The organism is Burkholderia sp. Ax-1719, from assembly GCF_011753055.1.
In the GTDB taxonomy this organism is placed as follows: Bacteria; Pseudomonadota; Gammaproteobacteria; order Burkholderiales; family Burkholderiaceae; genus Paraburkholderia.
The window spans coordinates 146,988-173,118 of the sequence record NZ_VWWJ01000007.1; the positions used below are offsets into that span (position 1 = coordinate 146,988).

Here is a 26,131-nt window from a genome sequence, read left to right on the forward strand (position 1 = left end):
GCACGCAAGGCACGTGCCTTCAAAGCCGCCGCGCGAGCATCCGGCTGAGTGTCGCGAACGCAACAGTCGGCAATTCGTGGAGCTTGCGCACGACCACGGCGTGCGGATAGAACGCCTCGACAGAATCATCCTGAATGCCGATGCCAACGAGTTCGATGCCCTGCGCGCTCACCTCGGCCACGCGCGTGTGCAGATCACGGCGCAGGACGGCGGGATCGCCGTCGCTAGTGGACGGGCAACCGTCCGAAAGCACGAATAGCAGGCGTCGCCGCGCCTTTCGCGCGGCCAGTCGCCCCGCGGCCCATGTGAGCGCTTCGCCATCGGGATTCTCATGACCGCATTCGATCGCCGCGAGACCGCTTGCGTCGCGTGCGTCAAAGCGCTTGAAAACGCGCAGATCGAGCTTTTCAACGAAGCGGTTATAGCCGCGCAGATCGACGCCTGCCGCCCGCTCGCGCTCGTAATATGCGCGCATCGGCAGCGATTCCACCGAGCTATAACCGAGCACTTCAGCCTCGAAATCCAGCTGCATGAGCGCATCGGCCAGCGCGGCCGCGCACAGGCGCGCGAGTTCGATCTTGCGCCCCGCCATCGAACCGCTCAGATCGAGCAGCAATGTGACAGCGGCGTCGCGCCCGCTCGCGTGCGTGCTCACGCGAAACGGCGTGCGATAGCCGCGCGAAACCGCCAGCCGGGCCAGCGCGGTGCGGTCGATCTCGCCGCGCTCCTGCTCGCGCTTCCAGTGCGTGAGTTCGTCGGCCTTGAGCACGCGTTCGAGATGCGTCTTGAGCGCGCCGGTTTCCGCGCGCGCGAGCGTGCGCAGCTTGCGCCAGGCGGTGGCGTCGCCGCTGCCGGTAAGATCGGTAACGGTATCGAAGGCAGTGGTTAGGGGAATCGAGCGCTCCGGTTTCATCGAAGCGACGGCAGTATTGGCCGCACGCGGCGCAGTGGCATCGGCCTCGGAAAGCGCGGCGCCGGGTGCGGAAGTCTGTGCGTCAGCGGCCGCTTCGAGCGCCTGTGTACCCGGTTCGCGCGCGGCTTCGGCGCTTTGCCTGCCATCCAACGTCAGCGCGAAATCCATATCGTCGTGTGCGCCGAAATCGTCGAGTTCGCGGGCAAGCGCTTCATCGTCGAGTTCTTCGATTGGGCGCGCGGTCTGCATCATGTTGTTCGCGCCGCCCGAGGCCAGCGAGCGCACGCCCGCGACGATGGCCCGCGCCGCCAGAACACTCGCGCGAGTCGAATCGCTCGCTCGCGCTGCGGCGAGCGGCCCTTGAGCATCGTCGAGCACGCGCAGCGCAGCCGCCAGTGACGTTGCATCGCGCTCTTTGACGTCGGACGGCTCGCCCCACAGCGCGCGGTCGATGGCCCAAACCAGACGATCTGTCCACGTGAGCGTTTGCCATCGGTGCGCCGCGTCGTGCGCGAGTTGCGCGCGCCAGCACGCCATATAGCGTCGCGCGCCCGGAAATTCTGCAGCGAGACCCGACAAAACGCGCCTGTCTTCGATTATCTGCGCAATGCGCCCAGTTACGCCCGCCTGCGCCGTATCGAGCCGATGCGCATCGCTGTGCCGCCAGCGTGCGGCGAGGAGATCAAGATAGCCGGTAAGCAAGACCTCCTCGCGCTCGACATCCTCGATTGATTCGTCGTCCTTTTCAATTTCGAGGACGCGCGATGGCAGAACAAAGCGCTCATGCTCAATACGCGGCCCTCCCGCGCCAATCGAAACCGTCACACGCGGCTCGCCAGTCAGCACGCGTGCGAGCTTGCCCAAACGCACTTCAAGATCGTCGATCCGGGCGCTGTCCATAAACCGGTTACGTCACCCGGCCACGCCGGACGCGGCATCGAAAATCACGTGATGGCGAATGATGCTGCGTATCAGCGCCGCATCCTCCGCACTCACTTTCGCGTAGATTGCAGGCCCGGCCGCACGCTCGACATCGCCCGTGCGCAGCATCAGTTCGGCCCAGTCGATCAAACGGCGCGTGGAGAACGCGCTCGCCAGATCTTCACGGGCGAATGCGGCGCGACAATCGGCGGCGATGGCGGCGAGCGTATGCGCAATCGCCGGTGTGAGCAGCGGCAATGTGCGCAGCAATACTTCGGCCTCCTCTTCTTCAGAAAGATAGTCGAACAGATACACGCGCCAGCGGTCGAGAAAGGCCTCGTTGAGCAGATTCGCCCCTTGGTACAGATGCCGCCAGGCGCTCATCGCCCCCGCTGCGTTCGCGGTGGCGAACAGCCGAAACGATGGATGCGGCTCGACGATTTCATTGCCGCGCTCCTTGAGCAGCAAGCGGCCATTGGGCTCCAGCACAGCGGTCAGCACGGCCAGAATCGAAGGCTCCGCAAAATCGAGTTCGTCGATAATGAGCCAATAGCCCTCGCGCATCGACACTGGCAGCACACCGTCCACCCAGACCGTCTCGCCACCCTTCACAGTCCAGAAACCCACGAAATCGCCGATGGTGGTCTGCCCGTTCATGTTCGCCCGCAACACGCCGTGCCCTGTGCGAGCGGCTACCTGCTCGATGAAACTGGTCTTGCCTGAGCCGGTATGGCCGATCAGCATCACGCGACGGTTCTCGACAATATCGAGCGCGATGTCGTCGCTGCGTGCGGTGAAGAGGTAAGCGGGGTTGATGCGTGGCACGAGCGCCGATGGTGTGCCTTCGTGCGCACGCGGCATGTCGACGTTGCCGATGGGCACGCCTTCGTGACGGACCGCGTCGCGCGCCTTGCGCTGCATGTCGACCGCACGCTGAAGCTCCACGGCAAAACGGCTGCCCGCTTCCACCGCACGCGCCTCGTCCTCGCGGCCGGTATCGGAAACAAAGCCCTCGCGACGCCACTTGAGCAGTTTCGCTTCGAGATTGTCGAGATCGACCACTGTGTCGATATCCACGCCCCCGTTCCCAGTCTCGCCGTGGCCATGCTCGATGCGGAACATATGCGCGCGCTCGGAAAGCGACACGCGCCACCATTCGCGCGCCGCCCCCGCGCCGCGCGAATAAAGACCTTCAGGTCCGTCGTCTGGAACTGCGAGAGCCTGGGTATTCATCGGCAAATCAACTTTAGAAGCGGAAAGCGCGTGAAAGAAAAGAATTAGGGAAAACCCCGTTTTTGGCCATTCATATTACGCGCTTGCGATTATTGAGCGAGCGACGGTGCCAGGCATCCCAAACCTCGCGAACGCCCGGATAGCGGGCAATTGCGCGCTACGCCAGTCCATGTTGTGCCCGTGCGACACTGAATTAATTTTATTTCGGAAGTTTTAATGGTTCGAAATATTATCGCCACTTTCGTGCACGGGACACCGTCCACGATACCGGTTCGAAGACTAATGCCAGCGCCGCACCCCTGCCCCGCTGGATCAATTAAAAACGGGGATGACATGAAGAAGACCACAGCAGCAATCGGCGCAGCACTGCTCGCCCTCTCGGCACAGTCCGCATTTGCGCAAAGCTCCGTCACGCTGTACGGCCTCGTCGATACGGCGATCCGCTATCAAACCAACGCCAACGCAGCGAACGACGGCCTCGTCGAAATGCGCGAAGGCGCCGTGACCCCGAGCCGCTGGGGCTTGAAGGGCAGCGAAGATCTGGGCGGCGGCCTCGCCGCGGTCTTCAAGCTGGAAAACCAGTTCAACCTCTGGAACGGCAAGCTCTCCAACACGTCGAACACGCTCTTCCAGCGTAACGCCTACGTGGGTCTTTCGAGCCAGCAATACGGCACGCTGACGTTCGGTCGCCAGCAAACGCCGTTCTTTGACGAAATGGGCAACACCTTCGATCCGCTGACCGTCGCCGACTACTGGCAGGACAGCTGGGCGTACAACCCGGTCGGCCCGTTCCTGTTCACGAACAGCTCGGCCAAGTACACGAACACGATTGGCGGCCTGCATCTTGAAGCGATGTATGGCTTCGGCGGCGTGGCAGGCAGCACCGGCGAAAACAGCATGTACGGCCTGACTGCTTCGTACACGTTCGGCCCGGTCGCGGCGCTGGTTGGCTGGCAGCAGAACGACGTCGCTGGCAAGAAGTTCAACCTCGCCAACGTCGGCCTCGTCTACTCGGTCACGCCGGCGGTTCGCCTGCTGGCAGGCTGGCTGCACTCGCAGGACAACTCGGGCACGGTTGACCAGGCCGAACTGCAAACCGGTTCGCTGCCGACGAGCGCTGTGAGCCCGAACCGTATCGACGACAACTTCTACGTGGGCACCACGTGGCAGGCCACCGCGCCGCTGGCGATCACGCTGGCCGGTTACTACGGCCACGCACGCAACGCGTCGCTGGGCAATGGTTCGCTGGGCAACGGTATCAACTACTCGGCCACGCTGCTTGCCGAGTACTCGATCTCCAAGCGCACCGAAGTCTACGGCACGGTCGACTTCACGCGCGGCACCGGCGCTTACACGATCGACTATCCGGGTCGCAACAACCAGACCGGCGTTGCGATCGGTCTGCGCAACCTGTTCTGATGTCGTTTGCCGGCCTGGCAGGATCGGCCGGCACAAGCACGATCCACGGATCGTCGAAAACCGCATGCGTTATCCGCATGCGTTTTTTTTTCGTCTGCGTTCCATGGTTGCCTGGTCCGGCTCGCGGGGAGTGCGTGTGTCGGCCAGGCGAAAAACCCTTGCGGGTGCACCTGAAAGGCACGAAATCAGCCGCGAATAGTCTCAAAAGAGTCTCAAAAGAGTCTCAAAAGCGCACGCTGGCCCCAAATTCAGCGGACCAGGACGCCACAGCGACACGTATGGGATAATTACAGAGTTTGCCCGAGGCGCCGCTCAAAAGGCCTGGCTGCGCGGGCGTTCGAGGGGCCTTTATTCCCGTGGCCCGCTAATTTTCCAGCGATTTTTCACTAGCACCCACGATGCCCGCATACCGCTCCAAAACCTCCACCGCCGGCCGCAACATGGCAGGTGCGCGCTCCCTCTGGCGCGCCACCGGCATGAAAGACGAAGACTTCTCGAAGCCGATCATCGCCGTCGTCAACTCGTTCACCCAGTTCGTGCCCGGCCACGTGCACCTGAAAGACCTGGGCCAACTCGTCGCGCGCGAGATCGAAGCCGCGGGCGGCGTCGCCAAGGAATTCAACACCATCGCCGTCGACGACGGCATCGCGATGGGCCACGACGGCATGCTCTACTCGCTGCCTAGCCGCGACATCATCGCCGATTCGGTCGAGTACATGGTCAACGCGCACTGTGCCGACGCCATGGTCTGCATCTCGAACTGCGACAAGATCACCCCGGGCATGCTGATGGCCGCCATGCGCCTGAACATCCCCGTGATCTTCGTGTCGGGCGGCCCGATGGAAGCGGGCAAGACGCGCCTCGCAAACCCGGTCACCAAGGCCATCGAAGTCAAGAAGCTCGACCTGATCGACGCGATGGTGATCGCCGCCGACAGCAAGTACTCGGACGCGGAAGTGGCCGAAGTCGAACGCTCGGCTTGCCCGACCTGCGGCTCGTGCTCGGGCATGTTCACGGCCAACTCGATGAACTGCCTGACCGAAGCGCTGGGCCTCTCGCTGCCGGGCAACGGCACCGTGGTCGCCACGCACGCGGACCGCGAGCAACTGTTCAAGCGCGCGGGCCATCGCATCGTCGAACTCGCGCGCGAGTACTACGAAAACGAAAACGACCGCGTGCTGCCGCGCTCGGTGGGCTTCAAGGCGTTTGAGAACGCCATGACGCTCGATATCGCCATGGGCGGCTCGACCAACACGATTCTTCACCTGCTGGCGATCGCGCAGGAAGCTGAAATCGAATTCACGATGCGCGACATCGACCGCCTCTCGCGCGTCGTGCCGCAGCTGTGCAAGGTCGCGCCTAACACCAACAAGTACCATATTGAAGACGTGCACCGTGCGGGCGGCATCATGGCGATCCTGGGCGAGCTGGCTCGCGCAGGCAAGCTGCACACCGACGCGCCCACCGTCCATGCGCCGACGCTGAAGGACGCGCTGGAGCAGTGGGACATCACGCTCACGCAGGACGAAGCGGTCAAGACTTTCTACATGGCGGGCCCCGCCGGCATCCCGACGCAAACGGCATTCAGCCAGAACACGCGCTGGCCGAGCCTCGATACCGACCGCGCCGAAGGCTGCATCCGCTCGTACGAGCATGCGTTCTCGAAGGAAGGCGGCCTGGCCGTGCTGACCGGCAACATCGCGCTGGATGGCTGCGTGGTGAAGACCGCGGGCGTGGATGAAAGCATCCATGTGTTCGAAGGCACCGCGCACGTGACCGAGTCGCAGGACGAAGCTGTGGCGAACATCCTCGCCGACAAGGTCAAGGCCGGCGACGTGGTGATCGTGCGTTACGAAGGCCCCAAGGGCGGCCCCGGCATGCAGGAAATGCTCTACCCGACGAGCTATATCAAGTCGAAGGGTCTGGGCAAGGAATGCGCGCTGCTGACCGATGGCCGCTTCTCGGGCGGTACGTCGGGTCTGTCGATTGGCCACTGCTCGCCGGAAGCGGCTGCGGGCGGCGCAATCGGTCTGGTGCGCAACGGCGACAAGATCCGCATCGACATTCCGAACCGCTCGATCAACGTGCTGGTGTCGGACGAAGAACTGGCGCGCCGCCGCGAAGAGCAGAACGCCAAGGGCTGGAAGCCGGTGCTGCCGCGTCCGCGCAAGGTGTCGGCAGCGCTCAAGGCGTATGCGAAGCTGGTGATGTCGGCCGATAAGGGCGCTGTGCGCGATCTTTCGCTGCTCGACGACTGATGGAGTCTGGATTGCGCGGGCCTTTCCTGGGCTCGCGTGATCGATGGTTGAGAAAAGCCGCTCATGAGCGGCTTTTTTATTTTCAGATCATCTCCGCCACCCGCACAATTACCAAAGCCGCAGGCACCAGCAACACCTGCGCGACCAGCGTCCCCAGCACCCTCGCCCCCGCCAGCGTGGTAATCGCGCGTCGAAAATGATTCTCTGAAATATGTCCTTCGATGACGTCGTCCGTCATGACGGACACCTGCGGATCGATCACCACCGCCATCACAACCGTCGCAAATCCATTAATGACCGAGGATAGATTCGCGCACGTCACGCGCAGTTCCGGCTTGAGAAATCCCGCGTAAAGCGATGCAAAGACGCCCACAGTCCACACCGCCATCGCCGCAACATTCAGCGCAATCACCATCCAGGACACGCCCGCGCCTGCAGCCAGCTGCGTGACATTGTGCCGTGAAGGAAAGCGCGCACCGTCGCGCAGAGTGTGAATACCGCCGCGACTGAAGCTATGCAGCAGCAAACGGGACACCGATCGATGCGCCTGAAAGTGCTCGACGGCCCGACTGAAATAGCGCTGGAAAGTGGGAATCAGCCATGTTCCGACGATGCTCGCCACGGTGGCCGCCAGCAAGAACAGCCTGAAATCGCCGAGGAGGCCGCGCTCAAGGTGATGGGCTATATCCACTTCCACGCGCTTGGCGATAAACGGACCCTGAAACGAATTCGCCGTTCTGGAAATGAGCGCGATGATGCCGAAGAGGGAAAACGACACCGCGATGCGCCGCGTACGCACACCTGCAATGCGCACCGCATACGCGAGCGTGGCAATGACATGAATGACGAAGGTAAGCCCGCAAATAATCAGTAGCTGGGTGTCCATGCTGACGCGGTCAATGCTGGCGAGAGCATCAGTCTACAGGAGCGCGCCGCCAGCCCGCGGCGCGCTCCTGCGCGGCCGTCACGACGCCAAGGAACCCGCGCTCTGCGTCCACACGCCCGTCACGCCCTGTGATGTCACCGTCAGCAGGAACGTTGTAGCGTTCTGCGCGACGATGGTTTCCGTCGTGTCCGAGGTTGCGAGTTGCTGCGTGCCGGCGGTGATCGCGCCATTGGCGATCGTTAGCGGCACCGGCGTCGTCACGTTGAACGCCAGCGTCACGCCTTCTACTCCATCGCTGACCGCGCAGGATGCGCTCAGCGATTCGGTTGCGCTAACAACATTATCGAGATCGGTCCAGGCCAGCGATGTGACTGCAATCGATCCATCGAGCGTCGTGCCCACCGATGCCGAAGTCTGCGTTCTTCCGATCGTGATGCTGGGAGCGCTGGCCGTCGTGGTCAGCGTGGCCGTGGCGGCGTCATAGGCCACGGTGTATGCAACGGTACCGCTAAACGTCGTCGTTGCATTCGATGATTCGATGGCGAGCGCGTTGGCGGTTTCGGTTGCGGTGTAGGACCAGTTCGCCGTCCGGCTGCCTACGACGCCCTGCACGCTTTGAACCGCGAAGTTGAGGCCACCGCCCAACGCATCGGCGCTCGATAACTCGGGCGCAGTGATCTGCCCGACGCATTGTGCAAACGAAACGCTTGCTGTCTCGCCCGCGCGCAATCCCGGTGCGCCGACATTGCTGACCACCGTCGCGACGGTGCCGCCCTTGGCGCAGTTCGCCGTGGCGGCGGGCGCACCGGCCAGCGCCGCCGTGAGGAAGGGACGCGCCGCGGCCATATACAGGCCCGCTACGCCCACGCTCGACAACATGCCGGAAGCAGCGGCGTCCTTGGCGACTGTCTGGTTCTGCACGCCCGTCGATAGCTTGAGCACCGTGGCCGCAGCGCCGCTCGATGGCGTCGATGTAGAAGGGTTGCTAGCCGCCGCACTACCCGATGCCGCAGATGCGCCGCCTGTACCTGACGTGGCGGACGCACCCGACGCCGTCCCCGTCGCGGCTCCGGTGGACGCGCCCGTTGCCGTTCCCGCACCCGCCACGCCGGTTGGTCCAGCACTGCCCCCGCCGCCTCCACACGCGCCTAGCGCAACCACCATCAGGACGCCCACGAGCGCGCCGCATGCCGCCGATGTTCTCTCATGACGAGCCATCTGAATCTCCCCGCAAGTGTGATCCGATGCATTCGCGGCGGGAAGATCAACGACCTTGTCGCCTACGTTGCCTTGTATCGATATCGGCGTGCAAGGCTTCATTTACGCCAATATCGGATTGGCTTGCATCCTAAAAAAACGCTGCTTCCAGCGTCAAGACAGATCTTTCCTACACGAATCGGATTCCGACAAAGGCCGTCGATCCGTTTCGATTTAGGCCGCGAAATACCGTTTCCTCTGCGTATCGAACCAGCACGCGGGGACCTACAGTGCGCCCTATCGGCACATGGCTCACACACAAGACAAAGGGGAAACAATGAGAGCAGCGAGAACAACGCAAGTCGTGTCACCGCGCGTTGGCGCGGCGATACTGGTCATCGGCTGCGTGACGATGCACGCGTGCAATGCCGATGCTCAGGAGGCCTATCTGACTGGCGGCACGTTAGGCATAGGGCCGGGCGTCGCAATCAATCTGGGCTCGCATTTTGGCCTGCGCGCCGATATCGAGGGGTTGGGCTTCGATAGCTCCGCAACGGTCGACGGCGGCCGCTACGAAGGCCGCGTCAAGCTGCTTCAAGGCGGCCTGTATGCCGATGTGTTTCCGTTTGCCTCAAGCGCTTTTCGCCTGAGTGCCGGCGTGCTGATCAACGACGATTCCTTCGAAGGCCATGCAGTCCCCAATGCGCTCGGCAACTATGTGATCGGCAACACCTATGTGCCCGCGGTGGGTCCCGCTCCCGAAGCGAGCATCACGCTGCCGCGCGCCATGCCGTACATCGGGCTGGGCTATGGTCATCGCCGGCCGGTGCGCGGCTTTGGTCTTGCGGTGGATCTCGGCGTGGCCTATGGCCGCCCACGCGTTGACTACAACGTGCCGTCGATCTATCAGTTGTTCGCCACGCCTCAGAACATCGCGCTCGAAGAGCAGCGGCTCAACGACAAAGTAAGCGGCTACCGCTGGTATCCCGTCGCGCAGATCACGCTCACTTACCGGTTCTAGGGCGCACGCGCGGCTGACTCGTGATAGCGTTGGCGTCTTCGCTATGCAGCGCCACAACGCACCGCGCCCCATCATGACCCAAGCCGCGCCCCCCATCCTCGACGACGCTCCCGGGCGCGGCCGTTCGCTCGCGCGCCACTATCCGCGCGGCCTGCATATCGAGCCGCACTCGCACACCTGGGCGCAAGTGCTTTACGCGGTGTCCGGCGTGATGTGGGTCGAAGCGGGCAACGAAGCGCTGGTCGTGCCGCCGCAACGCGCAGTCTGGCTCCCGCCGGGCACGACGCACGCGATCCACATGATGAGCGAAGTGGAGATGCGCAATCTCTATCTGCACGAACGCGATATCGGCCATCTGAGCACGCGCAGCGAGGTGTTCCAGATCGACGGCCTGCTGCGCGAACTGATCCGCACCATCGCCGAACACGAGGCCGCGCGCGACGATGCGTGGCTTGCCACCGCCTCGCAACTGGCCGCGATGGAACTGGCCCATGCGCGTCGTTCCTCGCTGCGGGTGCCGCTGCCGGACGCGGCTGGCACCGCCGGTTCGGGAGACCGACGCCTGGCCATGCTGTGCCGCGCCGTGATCGAGAACCCCTCCAACGAGATCGCTTTCGAGCAGCACGCGGCGTCGGTAGGCGCGAGCGTGCGTACGTTGGCACGGCTGTTCACGCGGGAGCTGGGGCTGGGATTCGCGCAATGGCGACGCCAGGTGCAGCTTGCGATTGCGGTGTCGCGGCTGGCCGAAGGGCAATCGGTGAGCGCCGTGGCGCGGCAGTTGGGCTATCTGCCCAGCAGTTTCAGCGATATGTTCCGCCGCGAGCTAGGCGTTTCACCGAGCGAATATCGCCCCGCGGAAACGCTCGGGCAAACGCATGCGGACGATGGCGCGTGACCAGGCGCGCGGATCAATGCGACGAGACATAGATCGCATCGTCGAACGCTTCCGGTATGGCGAAACTTTCGCGCATGCGCCGCGCCTCTGCGGCTGGTGTCAATCCAAATAGCCGCTTGAACTCCCGGCTGAACTGCGACGCGCTGGTGTAACCCACCGCGTGGCTCGCCGCTTCCGCGGTCAGATCCTGACGCACCATCAACAGACGCGCCTGATGCAGACGCGTCGATTTCACGTATTGCATTGGCGATACCTGGGTAATCGCCTTGAAGTGGCTGTGGAAGCTCGGCATGCTCATGCCCGCCTCCTCCGCCAGTTGCATCACATCCAGCGGCTGCGCGTAACCGGCATGGATCAGGCGCAATGATCGGCCAATACGGCCAAACTGACCCTTCATCGCCAGCGCCTCCCGCAACGAGCTTCCCTGCGCGCCCGTGAGTACGCGGAAATAGAGCTCGCGCAGCAAGCCGTGGCCCAATACCGCGGCTTCCAGCGGCCGATGCATGGCTTCCAGAAAGCGCAGCACGGACATATGCATGGCATCGTCCATCGGCGTCGACATCATGCTTTGCGGCGCCTGAATAGGTTCCGTGATGCCTTCGCGATCGATCTGCGCCGCCAGTTCAGCGGCGAGCGCGAAATCCAGGTGCAGGTACAGCGCGAGCAAGGGATGCTGTTCGCTGGCCTCCGTCTCCATGCTGAACGGCACGGGTACGGAAACAGCCAGATAGTGCTCCTCGTCGTAAACATAGAGCTGTTCGCCAAAATAACCGCGCTTGCGGCCCTGACAAACAATCACGACGCCGGGATCGTAGAGCACCGGCGTGCGCGACAAAGGCCGGTTTGAGCGCAGGATGCGCACGCCAGGGATCGCCGTAAGGTTGTATCCCTCATCCGGCGCCAAGGCATGCAGGAGTGCAATCATGCGCTTGCGGTTTCGTGGGGACAGGTCAGGGTTTCGAGTGGGTGGCTGGGTGATGCTCATAGATTTAGGCAATACAAATAGCAAATTCTGGCTTATTTTGTCCTTCTCTTGAGACTAGTATGCACTCCACGGTCACTTTTCCACGAGAGGTATTGATGTCATCCCGCAAAATTCTGCTTATTACGGGCGTCAGCAGCGGCTTCGGGCGAGCACTCGCGCAAGAGGCCCTGGCGGCAGGCCATACGGTCGTCGGTACGGTCAGAAGCGAAGAGGCCACGCGTGATTTCGAAGCGCTAGCTGAAAACGCGGCTCATGCCCGCGTGCTCGATGTCACCGACTTCGATGCGATCGACGCGACGGTGGCCGAAATCGAAGCGAATGTCGGCCCCATCGACGTTCTGGTGAACAACGCCGGCTATGGACACGAAGGCGTGATGGAAGAATCGCCCTTGTCAGAGATGCGCCGGCAATTCGACGTCAATGTTTTCGGCGCAGTTGCGATGATGAAGGCCGTACTGCCCTTCATGCGCCCTCGCCGACGCGGCCACATCCTGAATATCACGTCGATGGGCGGTCATATCACCATGCTTGGCATTACTTACTACTGCGGCAGCAAGTTCGCGCTCGAAGGCATTTCAGAGTCGCTGGGCAAGGAAGTCAAACCGTTGGGCATCCACGTCACCGCCGTCGCGCCTGGATCGTTCCGCACCGACTGGGCGGGCCGCTCGATGGCCCGCACGCCGCGTTCGATTGCCGACTATGACGCGCTCTTCGATCCAATCCGCCAGGCGCGCGAAGAGAAAAGCGGCAAGCAATTGGGCGACCCGCGTAAGGCGGCGCGCGCGATGCTCGCGGCGATGGGTTCGGAACAGCCGCCTGCGCATCTGCTGCTGGGCAGCGATGCGCTTGCGCTGGTGAGAAATAAATTGAGCGATCTGGAGAAAGAGATCGCAGCGTGGGAAACGGTGACCGTTTCGACCGACGGCTAAGGAACCGTCAAAGCTCGACGACGCAATGCGGATCGAACGCGCGGTTCTCCCACTGCAAATCGGCACTGCTTTGCGCCGAAGCCAGATTCAGCGGATAGCCGCGCGGGTTCGCAATCACGCGCGCGCCGCCAGAGCGGTAATCGAATGAATCATGCACGTGGCCGTGAATCCAGAGATCCGCAAACGGCAGGAGGTTGCGCAGATCGCTCAGAAACCCTGCGTTGACGGGATGATCGCGGAAGCGCTCGTGAACTGAATCGGGCGACACGCCATGATGCGTGATCACGACCGTCTTGCCGCGAAACGGTGTAGCGAGTTCTTTCACGAGCCACTGGATCGCATGGCGATGTTCCGCGAGCGCATCTTCAGGGCCGAACGGGCCGCCGTCCTCGCGCAGGATCGATTGATGATCGGACATCGCGTCGCGGGCGTATTCCATGCTTTTATCGCGATCGCCATACAGCGCGTAGTCGGTCCACAGGCAGCAGCCGAGAAAACGCACGCCGTCCAGTTCCACCGCACTGCGCTCCAGGTAGTGGATATTCGTGCCCTGCGCGCGCTGGGCGATAGCGGTCACGGTATCGCTATAGCCCGCGCCGTAGGCCTCGTGATTGCCGCTGACATAGACCACCGGCACGGGCCAGTCGGCAAAACGGTCCACGCCTGCCGCGCCCAGATGAATATCGCCCGCGAGGATCAACAGATCCGCGTCGGGCGCGGCTTCCAGAGGCGGACTATCGGGGAACTTATGTTGCAGGGCGTCGAGATGAAGATCCGACGCAATCTGTACTTGCATAGCTTGTTGCCAAATTCTGGATGACGGGCCGGTGGCCAACGTCATGTTTTTTGCGCAGGTGCGCCACTGCCAACGGTCTGCTTGTCGTCGTTGCGCGACGAAGTATATTCGGCCAGTTGCCAGGCGACCAGACCCGGCACATAGAACAGCAGATCGCGGATGCGGCGCGCACCCGCGAGCGCAAGACAAGTGGGCGCGTCGAAGCCGAACAGCGAGCCGATCAGCACGAAACCACCCTCCTGCACGCCCAGGCTCGCAGGCACCAGAAACGCAATGCTGCTGACGATCTGGATCAGCGCTTCGATTACGCAGGCCTGCGCGAACGTTGCGGGCGCACCCAGTACACGCAGCGCGAACCAGATTTCCAGCGAGAAGCCGATGAACTGCACCGTCTGCCAGATGAACAGATAGCGCAGCACCGTGCCTTTGCGACGCCAGATCAGCTTGACGGCCTGATCGATACGCACCGACTTGCCCACCAGTTCAACCAGTTTGCCGCTCGTGACCTGATTGAGCACGCGCGCGAAACGCTCGAAAGGCCGGGCATGCTGAACCAGCGCGAACAGCACCAAGACGGGCACTGCCGCGCTGATGCTCCAGAGCAGCGTACTGATCGTGCGCGCCGTTCCTGAACTGGAACCGTCGAGCACATAGGCGCACGCGAGAAACGCAAACAGGAGCTGGCTGATCAAGGTCAGTTGAATATCGACCACGAGACTGCCCAGCGCCGTCGCGGGACGCACGCCGAAGCGGCCCAGCAATCGAAACGAAACGATCTCGCCGCCCACGCGCGCGACCGGCAACAGCCCATTCACCGATTCGCGGATCCATACGATTTTAAGCATCGTCAGCAAGGACGGACGCTCTGCGGGGCGGATGAGCGTGCGCCAGTCCCAGGCATTCGCCCACATCGGCAGAACGTGCACGAGTGCGGCAAGCACGAGTCCGAATCCCGCTTCGCGCATCAAGCGCCATGTGGTTTCCGGGTGTTCACGCCAGACCAGAAACACGGCTACCGCAAAACCAGCCAATGCTGCGATACGACCAAGCTGCTTCATTAATCACGCCCTCTTGCGCGCTTTTTTATGTTCATCTCCGGCTTCGCGAAATCCATCACGAACCATCACTACGCGCGCCGCGCTCATTCATCGCGAACGGGCGACAGCATGCCGTTGCCGTCCACGCTGAAGCGGATGCCTCGCCAGACCACGCCCGACGACCCGAAACTCGCCAGATAGACGGCAAATTGCAGCATGTCGCACAGCGGCAGATTCCACAAGCCGCGCGTGCGGCTGCGCGTGGCGCGGTCGACTCTCATCACTAGCAGCGCGCGTGCCAGCAATGCGGCGCAAGCGATCAGGCACGCCGCTGCTGCACCGCCAGAAAACGCCAGCGCCAGCAAGGCCAGCGGCAAGGGATGCATCAATACGGCGCCAAGATGGCCGGAACGGTCGGCGGCGCGGATGGTGCGGCTCCAGCGCAACTCATGCGTGAAGAAGTCCGTGAACGTGTCTTCCACGCAGGCGTGCTCGACGATCAGCGGTGGAATTGCCACCGTCTTGCCGATGCGCCGCACGGCTTCGCCCAGCGCGTGGTCTTCGGCAAGATGATGAGCAAACTGCCGCAGACCGCCAATCGCATCCAGCGTCTGCCGCGTGAGCGCAATCGTCTGTCCAAAGCAGGGACGCGCGCGACCGATCGCAACACCCGTCACCACGCCGGGTAGAAAATGATAGTTCGTGAGCGCCGCCCCAACGCGCGGCCAGAATCCCGGCGCGCACAGCCCGCGATAAACCGTGGTGACCAAGCCCACGCCCGGTTCGCCAAGCGTGCCGACGACCTTGCGCAGATAGCTTCTATCGACACGCACGTCGCTATCGGCGAAACACAGAATGTCGTGCCCGGCATGCTCAAGCATATTGACGAGATTGGCGATCTTGCGATTCGGCCCATAAAGCCTGCCATCCGCAACAATCGTGATCGCCGCTTGCGGATACCGTGCGCGCAATGCTTCAACGCGTTTAAGCGCAGCATCGTTCGCATCGTGCACGCCAAACAGAAATTGAACCGGTCCTGGGTAATCCTGATTAAAGAACGATTCGAGGTGTTCGGACAATTGCCATTCGTCGCCATGCAATGGCTTCACCACGGTCACGCCGGGAAACTGCGCTGGCGCGTTGACGCTGCGCGCAAAAAACCGTCCAACCAGCGCACTCGCCAACAAGGTGTAAATGATGCCGAGCGACGCCGCCGCGCCAAACATCACGGCGATTGCGTCGAACAATACGTGCTCGACGTGCGGCGGCGCGATGTCCGTCATCGCTGCCGCCGCCACTGCGCCGACCAGAATAACGATAGCCGGCGCTCGTAAGTTCGTGAGAAAAACGCCCTTGCGCGAGCCGCTCATCATGCCTCGTGCGCGCGCAGGAAGCGGAAGAACTCCACGCCTTCGCGCAGACGGCGTTTCATCATGTCCCAGCTCGTGAGCATTTCGCGCACGATTTCCCAGATCTTCGACGGGCGGAAATAGAACTGGCGATAAAACTGTTCGAGGTGGTGATAAATCTCCTCTCGCGACAGATGCGGATAACCAATCGCGGCCAGTTGCACGCCTTCCTTGCTCACCAGATTGATGACCTTGTTCTCTTCCATCCAGCCGTTTTCCACGGCCTGCTTGTAGAGCGTGGTGCCCGGATACGGCGCAGCCAGCGACACCTGGATCGTGTGCGGATTGATCTCCTTCGCGTATTCGATGGTCTTCGCGATGGTTTCCTGCGTCTCGCCCGGCAGGCCCAGAATAAAGGTGCCGTGAATCTTGATGCCGAGTTTCTTGCAATCGGCGCTGAAGCGGCGCGCAAAATCGGTACGCACGCCCTTCTTGATGTTCACGAGAATCTGGTCATCGCCGGATTCAAAGCCCACCAGCAGCAGGCGCAGGCCGTTTTCCTTCATCACCTTGAGCGTCTTGTACGGCACGTTCGCCTTGGCATTGCACGACCACGTCATGCCGAGCTTGCCGAGTCCAAGTGCAATCGCTTCGGCGCGCGGCAGATCGTCGGTGAAGGTGTCGTCGTCGAACATCAGCTCCTTCACTTCCGGCATGTTGTCGCGAATCCACTTCGCTTCGGCGATCACGTTTTCCACCGAACGCGTGCGATAGCGATGGCCGCTCACCGTCTGCGGCCACAGGCAGAACGTGCAGCGCGACTTGCAGCCGCGCCCCGTATAGATCGACACATACGGGTAGTTCAGATAGCCGATGAAGTAATTGTCGATCTTCAGGTCGCGCTTGTAGATCGGCGCGACGAACGGCAGTTCGTCCATGTTTTCAAGGATCGGGCGTGCTTCGTTGTGCTCGATCGAGCCATCCTTTGCGCGCCACGACAGACCCTTGATTTCCGGGAACGGTTTGCCTTCGGCAATTTCCTTGCAGGTGTAATCGAATTCCTCTCGGCAGACGAAATCGATGGCTTCGGTCGCGGTCAGCGAATTGTGCGGATCGACCATCACCTTCGCGCCCACCATGCCGACCAGCAGCGACGGCTTGCGCTTTTTCAGGTCTTCGGCGAAGAGCGCATCGGTGGGGAACGACGGCGTGCTGGTGTGAATGATGACGAGGTCGTAGTCCTGCGCGATCTTCAGCGTTTCTTCGACGCCAATGCCGTCGGCGGGCGCGTCGAGCACGCGGCTTTCGGGCACCAGCGCGGCGGGCTGTGCAAGCCAGGTCGGATACCAGAACGAGCGGATCTCGCGCTTCGCCTGATAGCGCGAACCCGCGCCACCGTCGAAACCGTCATAGGACGGGGCCTGCAAAAACAGCGTTTTCATGTCGTCGATACTGCCGCGCGTGTGCGCGGACTTACGCTTAAAAGGTGGGTTCCAGATCGGACAGCCGCAGCGAAATCTTCCAGACGCGTTTCAATCCGCATGCAATCCACTTTCCAAAAAGACCATGCGTTACAGGAACAGCGGCCTCCCTGGCGCTTAAGCGTACGCATGCAGCCTGAAGAGAACCTTAGCTAGGGAAGCGCAAAGCATTACCGCAATTACCGCGCGTTACGCGGCAAGCTGCGGACTTCACGTCCTTAACCCGCCCTAACCCTCTAGTCTCGTCGATGAATATGACAATCGCAGCAACGCCGCCTGCCGGAACCCTTCGCGCGGCTTACCAGCCCGGACCTTTATCCTGGCACGCCAGCAGACAACCCAATGCCGATACCGTGCCCACCACGCCAACGCCCGCGCCCAGCGCGATATTTTCAAGCGTGGTCGAGCAACCCTGCAGTGACATCGCGCCGGCAAGCGTGAGCCCCAGCAGCAAGCGATTCAATGCACGCCGAATAGATGAATAATTTTTTGACATGCTCCGGTCACCTCCTCAGACCCGTTACTGGCTATCAGGACGTGAGCATAGCGATCGCACACCGGCGCGATGGGTGGAGCTAATCCCGGCAAATCGAAGCCCTTACAAGGTATTTCACCCGCGTTGCCGAACACGCACTTAAAGCTTTGAAGAATGCTTGTAATACGCCAAAACCTTTCATTTAACCTACGTTTCGAAATTAGCGCGCGAGTTGGTTAGACTGCATGTCTCAGGCTCTCGCGATTCGCCATGCATGGAGAATCGCGCTGCGGCTGCACACAACAACCATGAGAATTCGTATGCGAACCGACGACACCCGGCACGGCGTCTGCGCGACCCGCCTGCCGCGCGCCCCCCACGGCCCCAGCTTGCACAATCGTGCGCGTGCAGCACACAGCATCGGCACGAATGGCCTCGTCGGCTTCGATACCCTTCCCGGGAGACTGGCATGAGCGACACGCCCAACCAAGCACCCGTTCCAACCACACCGCCCAGGCCTCCCGTGCCGGTCGCGCCGCCGCCAGGCAACCCGCCGCCGCCGCGCAAACGAGGCGGTCTTGGCCGCTGGATTCTGATTGCGCTGGTCGTGCTGCTGATCGTCGTCGTGGTGATTCATATACTGCATCGCAAAAAACCGGAGCGGGCCGCCGCGCCGCAGGTCGTGACCGTGGCGCCGGCCACGCTCGGATCGATGCCGGTCACGCTCGATGCGCTCGGCACGGTCACGCCGGTCGCTACCGTGACGGTGCTGCCGCAACTGAGCGGTTATCTCACCGAGGTTGGCTATCGCGAAGGTCAGGACGTGGTCAAAGGCCAGTTCCTCGCGCAGATCGATCCGCGTCAGTACGAGATCAGCAAGGAGCAGGCCGAAGCGCAACTCGCCAAGGACCGCGCCTCGCTGGCCCAGGCACGCGCCGACCTTGAACGCTATGCGCAACTGAACGAGAAGAAGTCGATCGCCGAACAAACCTATAGCGACCAGAAGTTCCTCGTCGCGCAGGACGAAGCGGCCGTCAAATCGGACCTCGCCACTATCAAGCAATACGAACTCGACCTGATCTATTGCCGCATCACCGCGCCCGTCTCGGGGCGCGTCGGCCTGCGTCTGGTCGATCCGGGCAACTACGTGACGGCGTCCAGTTCCACCGGCATCGCCGTCATCACGACGATGAAGCCCACCACCGTGCAGTTTACGGTGCCGCAGAACTCGCTGTCCGACGTGCTGCAGCGCGTCAACGCAGGCGCGAAACTGCCGATCACCATCTTCAACAGCGAAAACACGAAGCAGCTGGCAACCGGCACGCTGTACGCGATCAGCAACCAGATGGCGACGGCCACCGGCACGGTCACGCTGCGTGCGAGCGTTCCCAACGACGACGAAGCGCTGTTCCCCAACGAGTTCGTCAACGTGCGCCTGCTGGTGGACACGATGCAGAACGCCGTGCTCGTGCCCACGCCCGCCGTGCAGTCGGGAGCGCCCGGCGACTATGTGTACCTGGTGAACGCCAACAACACCGTTTCGGTTCACAAGGTCACGCTCGGCCCGAGCGACGGCCAGCACACCGTCATCACCGCAGGGCTCCAGGCCGGCCAGCGCGTGGTGACCGACGGCCTCGACCGCCTCAACGACGGCGCGAAGATCCAGCCCTCGACCGGCAAACCGGCTACGGCGAAGGGAGCCAGCGCCGCGCGCATGGGCAACGCCTCGCACGCCCGCGCGGTCTCCGCACCTGCGGCCGCCTCTGCGGCTTCCAGTGCGTCCTCGGCCTCCGAGGCCTCCTGATTCCACGCCTTAAGCGCCGATGAATATTTCGCGTCTTTTCATTCTGCGGCCCGTCGCGACATCGTTACTGATGATCGCGATGGTGCTGGTCGGTCTCGTGGCAATGAAGTTTTTGCCCGTATCGTCGCTGCCCGCCGTCGATTACCCGACCATCCAGGTGCAGACTTTCTATCCGGGCGCGAGCCCCAGCGTCATGGCCACCACCGTGACCGCGCCGCTCGAAGTGCAGCTGGGCGAGATACCGGGCCTGCAGCAGATGGTTTCGTACAGTTCCGAGGGCGCCTCGGTCATTACGCTGCAATTCGATCTCTCGCTCAACCTGGACGTGGCCGAGCAGAACGTGCAGCAGGCCATCAACGCCGCCAACAGCTTCCTGCCGAGCGGCCTGCCCGCGCCGCCGACCTACGCCAAGGTCAACCCGGCCGACCAGCCTATCCTCACACTCGCGGTGACATCCAGTTCGATGTCGCTCACGCAGTTGCAGGATGCGGCCAATAACCGGCTCGCCACCAAGATTTCCGAAGTGCCGGGCGTGGGTCTCGTCAGCACGGCGGGCGGCAACGTGCCCGCCGTGCGCGTGGAGGCCGATCCGCAAAAGCTCGCCGCTTACGGCCTGAATCTCGACGATCTGCGCACGCTGCTGGCCAACGTGAACGTGAGCGCGCCGAAGGGCAACTTCGACGGCCCCGAGCTCGATTACACGATCAATTCCAACGACCAGATTTCCGATCCCAAGGACTACGAAGATACGGTCATCGCGTATCAGAACGGCTCGCCGGTCTTCATGCGCGATGTTGCGCGCGTGTCCACGGCGGCCCAGGATGTCGAGCGCGGCGCGTGGTACAACAAGCAGCCCGCGATCGTGCTCAACGTGCAGCGCCAGCCGGGCGCGAACGTGATCGCCACGGTCAACCAGATCATGCGTCAATTGCCGCAGCTCGAAGCCACGCTGCCCGCCGGCATGAAGGTCACCGTGGTGTCGAACAGCGTGGGCGTGATCCAGGCCTCCGTGCACGACGCGGCGTTCGAACTCGTGCTCGCCGTCGCGCTGGTGGTGGCGGTGATCTTCGTGTTCCTGCGCAACCTGCCCGCCACCATCATCCCAAGCATCTCTGTGCCGGTCTCGCTGATCGGCACGCTGGCGATGATGTACGAGCTGGGCTACTCGATTGACAATCTCTCGCTGATGGCGCTCATCATCGCCACGGGTTTCGTGGTGGACGACTCGATCGTCATGATCGAGAACGTCGTGCGCTATCTGGAGGAAGGCGAAAAGCCCTTGCAGGCCGCGCTAAAAGGCGCGGGACAGATCGGCTTCACGATTCTCTCGCTGACGATCTCGCTGATCGCCGTGCTGATTCCGCTGCTCTTCATGGGCGGCGTGATCGGGCGTCTGTTCAGCGAGTTCGCCGTTACGCTCGCGGTGACCATCGTGCTCTCCGCCGTGGTCTCGCTGACTGTCGTGCCCATGATGTGCGCGCGGATCCTGCGCGCCCAGGCCGAGCGTCACCCCAGCCGCTTCGAGCGCATCAGCGAAGGACTGTTCGACAAGACGCTCAACGCCTACGAACGCGGCCTGCGCTGGGTGCTCGACCATCAGATGCTGACGCTTATCGTGTTCGTGCTGACGGTCGCCATCACGGGCATCCTCTACGTGATCATTCCCAAGGGCCTCTTCCCCGTGCAGGATGTGGGCGTGATCCAGGCCATCAGCGTGGCGGACAATTCGGTTTCGTACCAGGCGATGGTGCGTCGTCAGTCCGCGCTCGCAGAAGAAATTCTCAAGGATCCCGATGTCGTTTCGCTCACCTCTTATGTGGGCATCGACGGCATCAATAACACGCTTAACAACGGCCGCTTCCTGATCAACCTGAAGCCGCACGACGACCGTTCCGAAAGCGCCGAGGAAATCGCGCGGCGCATCCAGCAGTCGGTGGCGAATGTGGCGGGCATCAAGCTCTATCTGCAGCCCGAACAGGATCTCACGCTCGATACCACGGTGTCCCCCAACCAGTACAACTTCGTGCTGCGCGGACCGAACCAGCAGGCCTTCAACCAGTACGTGCCTGCGCTCATCGCCAAAATGAAGCAGATCCCGTCGATCGCCGATGTGACCAGCGACCTCAATACCGACGGCCTTTCTGTCGACGTGCAGGTGAACCGCCAGCTTGCGGCGCGTTACGGCATCACGGCGGCGACCATCGACAACGCGCTCTACGACGCACTGGGTCAACGCATCGTCTCGACCATCTTCCAGCAGTCGGACCAGTACCGCGTGATTCTGGTCGCGAAGCCCGAATCGCTGCCCACGGTCGATTCGATCGGCGACATCTATCTGCCCAGCCAGACCGCCAGCAGCGGCCAGGTGCCGCTCAAGGGCATCGCGACGATCAACATCACGCGCTCGCCGCTGACGATCAGCCACCTGGCGCAGTTCCCCTCGGTGACGATCTCGTTCAATCTCGCCGATGGCGCGTCGCTCTCGGCCGCCGTGCGCGATATCCGCAAGGCCGAAGCCGACGTGAAGCTGCCGCCTTCGATCACCTCGGCGTTCCAGGGCGCGGCGCAGGCCTTCGAGGATTCGCTCTCCTCCGAGGTCTATCTGCTGATCGCCGCGCTGGTGGCCGTCTATATCGTGCTCGGCGTGCTGTACGAAAGCTACGTGCATCCGGTGACAATTCTTTCGACGCTGCCTTCGGCGGGCATCGGCGCGCTGCTCGCGCTGATGATCGCGGGCAAGGATCTGGACGTGATCGGCATCATCGGTATCGTGCTGCTGATCGGCATCGTCAAGAAGAACGCCATCATGATGGTGGACTTCGCGCTGGAAGCCGAACGCGTGCACGGCAAAGCGCCGCGCGAGGCGATTTTCGAAGCCTCGCTGCTGCGCTTCCGCCCGATCCTGATGACCACGCTCGCCGCCATGCTGGGCGCACTGCCGATGTTGCTGGGCTCCGGCACGGGCTCCGAACTGCGCCGTCCGCTGGGTCTGGCGATCATCGGCGGTCTCACGGTTTCGCAGATGCTCACGCTGTTCACGACGCCCGTGATCTATCTGTTCTTCGACCGCCTCGCCATCCGGTTCGGCCGCAAGAACAAGCCTGAGAACGAAGGCGACAGCGATGCCGACGCCGATGACAGCAGCGGCCCGAACGAGCCGCCTCGCGGCCCCGCCCCCGCGCCCGAGGGCACGCCGTGAACCTCTCGGCCATTTTTATCCGCCGCCCGGTCGCCACGTCGCTGCTGGCCGTCGCGATCCTGCTAGCCGGCGCGCTGGCCTTTTTCCGGCTGCCGGTCGCGCCGCTGCCCAACATCGCCTATCCGGTGATCGTGGTGCAGGCCAATATGGCGGGCGCAAGCCCGGAAACCATGGCGTCCACCGTGGCCGAGCCCTTGGAGCGGCGGCTCGGCACCATCGCCGACGTCAGCCAGCTCACCTCGATCAACAACGTGGGATCGTCGCTGATCGTGATCGTGTTCGGCCTGAACCGCGACATCAACGGCGCGGCGCGCGACGTGGAAGCCGCGATCCAGGCCGCCCGCGCCGATCTGCCGACCACCCTGCGCAGCAACCCCACCTATCGCCAGTACAACCCCGCGAGCGCGCCGATCATGGTGCTCGCGCTCACCTCGGACACGCTCACCAAGGCGCAGCTCTACGACTCCGCCGATTCGGTGATCATGCAGCAGCTCTCGCAGGTGGACGGCGTGGGCCAGATCACGCTGGGCGGCGGCGCGCTGCCGTCGGTGCGAGTGGAACTGCAGCCCGGCAAGCTCAATAGTTACGGCATCGGCCTGGAAGACGTGCGGGCGGCCATCGGCGCGGCCAATGCCGATAGCGCCAAGGGCCACCTCGACCAGGGCGATCAGCGCTTCGTCGTGACCTCGAACGACCAGATCAGCACCGCCGCGCCCTATCGCGACGTGGTGATCGCGTATCGCGACGGCGCGCCGGTCTATCTGCGCGACGTGGGTACGGTGCGCGACTCCAACGAAAATATCCGCAACGCCGGCCTCTACAACGGCAAATCCGCGGTGCTGGTGATCGTCTATCCGATGCCGGGCAGCAACGTCGTGAAGACCGTGCAGCAGATCCAGGCGCGCCTGCCCAATATCGAGGCTGCCCTGCCCGCCACCATCAAGGTGAACGTGGCCGTCGACCGCTCGGAATCCGTGCGCGCGTCCGTCGCCGATACCGAACGCACGCTCTTCATCGCCGTGCTGCTGGTGATCGGCGTGGTGTTCGTGTTCCTGCTTTCGCCGCGCGCCACGCTGATTCCAGCGGTGGCGCTGCCGCTGTCGATCATCGGCACGTTCGGCCCGATGTACCTGCTGGGCTACAGCATCGATTCGCTCTCGCTGATGGCGCTCACCATCGGCACCGGCTTCGTGGTGGACGACGCCGTGGTCGTGCTGGAAAACATCGTGCGCCATATCGAGGCCGGGCTCGATCCCAAGGAAGCGGCGCTGCGCGGCGCGGGCGAAGTGGGCTTCACGGTGCTGTCGATGAGTCTTTCCCTGATCGCGGTGTTCCTGCCGATCCTGCTGATGCCGGGCATCGTCGGCCTGCTGTTCCACGAGTTCGCGATGACGCTATCGATCGCGATCATCATTTCGCTGATCGTCTCGCTCACGGTCACGCCCACGATGTGCGCCTACGTCCTCAAGCGCGAACGCGAAAGACGCGAACCTTCGCGCGCCGCGGTGTGGATCGACGCGCAGTTCGAGCGCTTCAAGCAGTTCTATTCGCGCACGCTGGACGCCGTGCTCGATCATGCGGTGCTGGTGATCGTGCTGTTATTCGTCCTGCTGATCGGCAATGTGTTTCTGGCGCGGCTGCTGTCGGGCACCTTCTTTCCGGAGCAGGACACCGGCATTCTGATCGGCCAGATTGTCGCCGACCAGAGCATCTCCTTCACGGCGATGGAAAAGAAGCTCGCGCAATTGCAGGATATCGTGCAGAAAGATCCTGCCGTGGCCTCGGTCGCGGGCTTCACCGGCGGCCGCGCGCTGAATTCGGCAACGGTCTTTATCGAACTCAAGCCGCTCGCGCAGCGCAAGCTTTCCGCCACTGAAATCGTCAACCGGTTACGGCCCAAACTCAATGCGGTTTCGGGTGCGCGGCTGTTCCTGCAGGCGCAACAGGACTTGCAGATCGGCGGGCGGCAGTCGGCGGCCGAATATCAATACACGCTCACCAGCGACGACGCCGACGCGCTATTCGAATGGACACCTAAGCTTGTCGACGAGCTGAACAAGTATCACGGTACGCTCACCGACGTCAATTCCGACCTCCAGCAGAACGGCCTGCAAGCCTATGTGACGGTGAACCGTGCAACCGCCAAGCGCTACGGCTTCGATCCCAACCAGGTGGATAGCGTGCTGTACGACGCCTTCGGCCAGCGCACGGTATCGACCATCTACAACCCCATCAACCAGTATTTCGTGGTGATGGAAGTGGCGCCGGAATACTGGCAGTATCCGCAGTCGTTCAGCCGCATCTGGCTGAGCACGGCGGCGGGTAATGCGAGCGGTTCGGCTTCCACGCAGATGTCGGGCAGCACGGTTTCGGGCGTCACCGCTTATACCGCGCAAAGCAGCACCAGCAGCAGCACGAGCAACACCAACTCGCGCAACGCCAATGCGGTGGCCAATCAGCAGAACAATTCGATCGCCAATAGCAAGGGGGGCAGTTCGAGCGGCAGCGCGGACAGTACCGCCGCCGAAACCATGGTGCCCGTGGATGCACTGATGACCTGGACCACCGGCCACACCGCCACCCAGGTCAATCACCAGAGCGGCGAAGTAGCCGGCACGATCTCGTTCAACCTGCCGCAGGGCGGCTCGCTTTCGGAAGCCGGCAAGATCATTGAGGAAGCGCAGCGCAACATAGGCATGCCGGCCTCGATCCACGGCGCTTTCGCGGGCGCGGCGCAGGCCTACGCGCAGTCGATGGGCACGGTGCCGCTGCTGATTCTTGCGGCGCTGGCTGTCGTCTATATCGTGCTGGGCGTACTCTACGAGAACACGATTCACCCGCTGACGATTCTTTCGACGCTGCCGTCGGCGGGCATCGGCGCAACGCTGGCGATGCTGATTTTTGGGACGCCGTTCTCGGTGATCGCGATGATCGGCATCATCCTGCTGATTGGTATCGTCAAGAAGAACGGCATCATGATGGTGGACGTGGCGATCCAGTTGCAGCGCAAGGAAGGCCGCAACGCGCGCGACGCGATTCACGAAGCCGCCGTGGTGCGTCTGCGCCCGATCATGATGACGACCTTCGCGGCGGTGCTGGGCGCGGTGCCGCTGGCGATCGGCATTGGCCAGGGCGCGTCGCTGCGCCAGCCGCTTGGCGTGACGGTGATGGGCGGCCTGATTCTGAGCCAGGTTTTCACGCTGTACACCACGCCCGTGATTTATCTGTTCCTCGACCGCCTGCGCGCCCGCCTCGCCCGCTGGACCGCACGCCTGCCCTGGAACCGCCAGGCCGATGAGAGCGCATCATGAAGATCCGTCCAACCGATTCCGT

18 protein-coding genes are annotated in these 26,131 nt (G+C 62.7%); 8 read left to right on the plus strand and 10 right to left on the minus strand.

The annotated features are described in order from the left end of the window. Positions 1–19: 19 nt before the first annotated feature. Positions 20–1,813 (minus strand): cobalamin biosynthesis protein CobT, encoded by a 1,794-nt coding sequence (locus F3J17_RS15685; protein ID WP_167060103.1) that lies wholly within the window; start codon positions 1,811–1,813, stop codon positions 20–22. 12 nt (positions 1,814–1,825) lie between these two features. Further along, positions 1,826–3,067, minus strand: a complete 1,242-nt coding sequence (locus F3J17_RS15690) for an AAA family ATPase (RefSeq protein ID WP_167060105.1) — start codon at positions 3,065–3,067, stop codon at positions 1,826–1,828. 333 nt (positions 3,068–3,400) lie between these two features. Between F3J17_RS15690 and F3J17_RS15695 the strand changes: the two genes are divergently transcribed. Beyond that, positions 3,401–4,486: a porin gene (locus F3J17_RS15695; RefSeq protein ID WP_167060108.1), complete on the plus strand. Its 1,086-nt coding sequence runs from the start codon at positions 3,401–3,403 to the stop codon at positions 4,484–4,486. A 398-nt stretch (positions 4,487–4,884) separates the two neighbouring features. Then, the gene (ilvD, locus tag F3J17_RS15700; RefSeq protein WP_167060110.1) at positions 4,885–6,744 is read left to right on the plus strand and encodes a dihydroxy-acid dehydratase; all 1,860 of its coding nucleotides are present in this window, start codon (positions 4,885–4,887) and stop codon (positions 6,742–6,744) included. Positions 6,745–6,826: 82 nt separating this feature from the next. Here the strand turns inward: ilvD and F3J17_RS15705 are convergent, their stop codons facing one another. Further along, on the minus strand, positions 6,827–7,630 hold the full coding sequence (locus F3J17_RS15705) for a lipid II flippase Amj family protein (protein ID WP_167060112.1): 804 nt from the start codon (positions 7,628–7,630) through the stop codon (positions 6,827–6,829). 78 nt (positions 7,631–7,708) lie between these two features. Continuing rightward, a complete protein-coding gene (locus F3J17_RS15710; protein ID WP_167060115.1) occupies positions 7,709–8,848 on the minus strand; it encodes a hypothetical protein in 1,140 nt (379 codons plus the stop codon). Positions 8,849–9,191: 343 nt separating this feature from the next. Here F3J17_RS15710 and F3J17_RS15715 point away from each other — a divergent pair, with 343 nt between their 5' ends. Both F3J17_RS15715 and F3J17_RS15720 read left to right on the plus strand, forming a co-directional pair. After that, positions 9,192–9,848 carry a hypothetical protein gene (locus F3J17_RS15715; RefSeq protein ID WP_345891206.1) on the plus strand — a complete coding sequence of 219 codons (657 nt, stop codon included), beginning with the start codon at positions 9,192–9,194 and terminating at the stop codon, positions 9,846–9,848. Between the two features lie 73 nt (positions 9,849–9,921). Beyond that, the gene (locus tag F3J17_RS15720) at positions 9,922–10,743 is read left to right on the plus strand and encodes a helix-turn-helix transcriptional regulator (RefSeq protein WP_167060118.1); all 822 of its coding nucleotides are present in this window, start codon (positions 9,922–9,924) and stop codon (positions 10,741–10,743) included. A 13-nt stretch (positions 10,744–10,756) separates the two neighbouring features. Here F3J17_RS15720 and F3J17_RS15725 read toward each other — a convergent pair whose 3' ends face one another. Beyond that, positions 10,757–11,728, minus strand: coding sequence for an AraC family transcriptional regulator (locus F3J17_RS15725; RefSeq protein WP_167060121.1), 972 nt, complete (start codon positions 11,726–11,728; stop codon positions 10,757–10,759). 95 nt (positions 11,729–11,823) lie between these two features. Between F3J17_RS15725 and F3J17_RS15730 the strand changes: the two genes are divergently transcribed. Continuing rightward, complete coding sequence (locus F3J17_RS15730) at positions 11,824–12,657, plus strand: oxidoreductase (protein WP_167060124.1); 834 nt, start codon at positions 11,824–11,826, stop codon at positions 12,655–12,657. 7 nt (positions 12,658–12,664) lie between these two features. Here the strand turns inward: F3J17_RS15730 and F3J17_RS15735 are convergent, their stop codons facing one another. The 5 genes from F3J17_RS15735 to F3J17_RS15755 form a co-directional block, all read right to left on the minus strand. After that, the gene (locus F3J17_RS15735) at positions 12,665–13,453 is read right to left on the minus strand and encodes a metallophosphoesterase family protein (protein ID WP_167060127.1); all 789 of its coding nucleotides are present in this window, start codon (positions 13,451–13,453) and stop codon (positions 12,665–12,667) included. Between the two features lie 41 nt (positions 13,454–13,494). Beyond that, complete coding sequence (locus F3J17_RS15740; RefSeq protein WP_167060130.1) at positions 13,495–14,511, minus strand: lysylphosphatidylglycerol synthase domain-containing protein; 1,017 nt, start codon at positions 14,509–14,511, stop codon at positions 13,495–13,497. An 83-nt stretch (positions 14,512–14,594) separates the two neighbouring features. After that, positions 14,595–15,716, minus strand: coding sequence for a bacteriohopanetetrol glucosamine biosynthesis glycosyltransferase HpnI (gene hpnI / locus F3J17_RS15745; RefSeq protein WP_240161010.1), 1,122 nt, complete (start codon positions 15,714–15,716; stop codon positions 14,595–14,597). Between the two features lie 143 nt (positions 15,717–15,859). Further along, the gene (gene hpnJ / locus F3J17_RS15750) at positions 15,860–17,281 is read right to left on the minus strand and encodes a hopanoid biosynthesis associated radical SAM protein HpnJ (protein ID WP_167059401.1); all 1,422 of its coding nucleotides are present in this window, start codon (positions 17,279–17,281) and stop codon (positions 15,860–15,862) included. A gap of 337 nt (positions 17,282–17,618) precedes the next feature. Continuing rightward, a complete protein-coding gene (locus F3J17_RS15755) occupies positions 17,619–17,783 on the minus strand; it encodes a hypothetical protein (protein WP_240160995.1) in 165 nt (54 codons plus the stop codon). Positions 17,784–18,264: 481 nt separating this feature from the next. On the opposite strand from F3J17_RS15755, the gene F3J17_RS15760 reads away from it, so the two are divergent. Genes F3J17_RS15760 through F3J17_RS15770 form a run of 3 tightly spaced genes read left to right on the plus strand, consistent with a single transcriptional unit; the run spans position 18,265 to position 26,109 of the window. Next, a complete protein-coding gene (locus F3J17_RS15760) occupies positions 18,265–19,599 on the plus strand; it encodes an efflux RND transporter periplasmic adaptor subunit (RefSeq protein ID WP_167060139.1) in 1,335 nt (444 codons plus the stop codon). Between the two features lie 19 nt (positions 19,600–19,618). Continuing rightward, positions 19,619–22,798, plus strand: a complete 3,180-nt coding sequence (locus F3J17_RS15765) for an efflux RND transporter permease subunit (protein ID WP_167060142.1) — start codon at positions 19,619–19,621, stop codon at positions 22,796–22,798. Then, positions 22,795–26,109 carry an efflux RND transporter permease subunit gene (locus F3J17_RS15770; RefSeq protein WP_167060145.1) on the plus strand — a complete coding sequence of 1,105 codons (3,315 nt, stop codon included), beginning with the start codon at positions 22,795–22,797 and terminating at the stop codon, positions 26,107–26,109. The genes F3J17_RS15765 and F3J17_RS15770 overlap by 4 nt, the downstream gene beginning before the upstream one ends. The last annotated feature ends 22 nt before the right edge of the window (positions 26,110–26,131 follow it).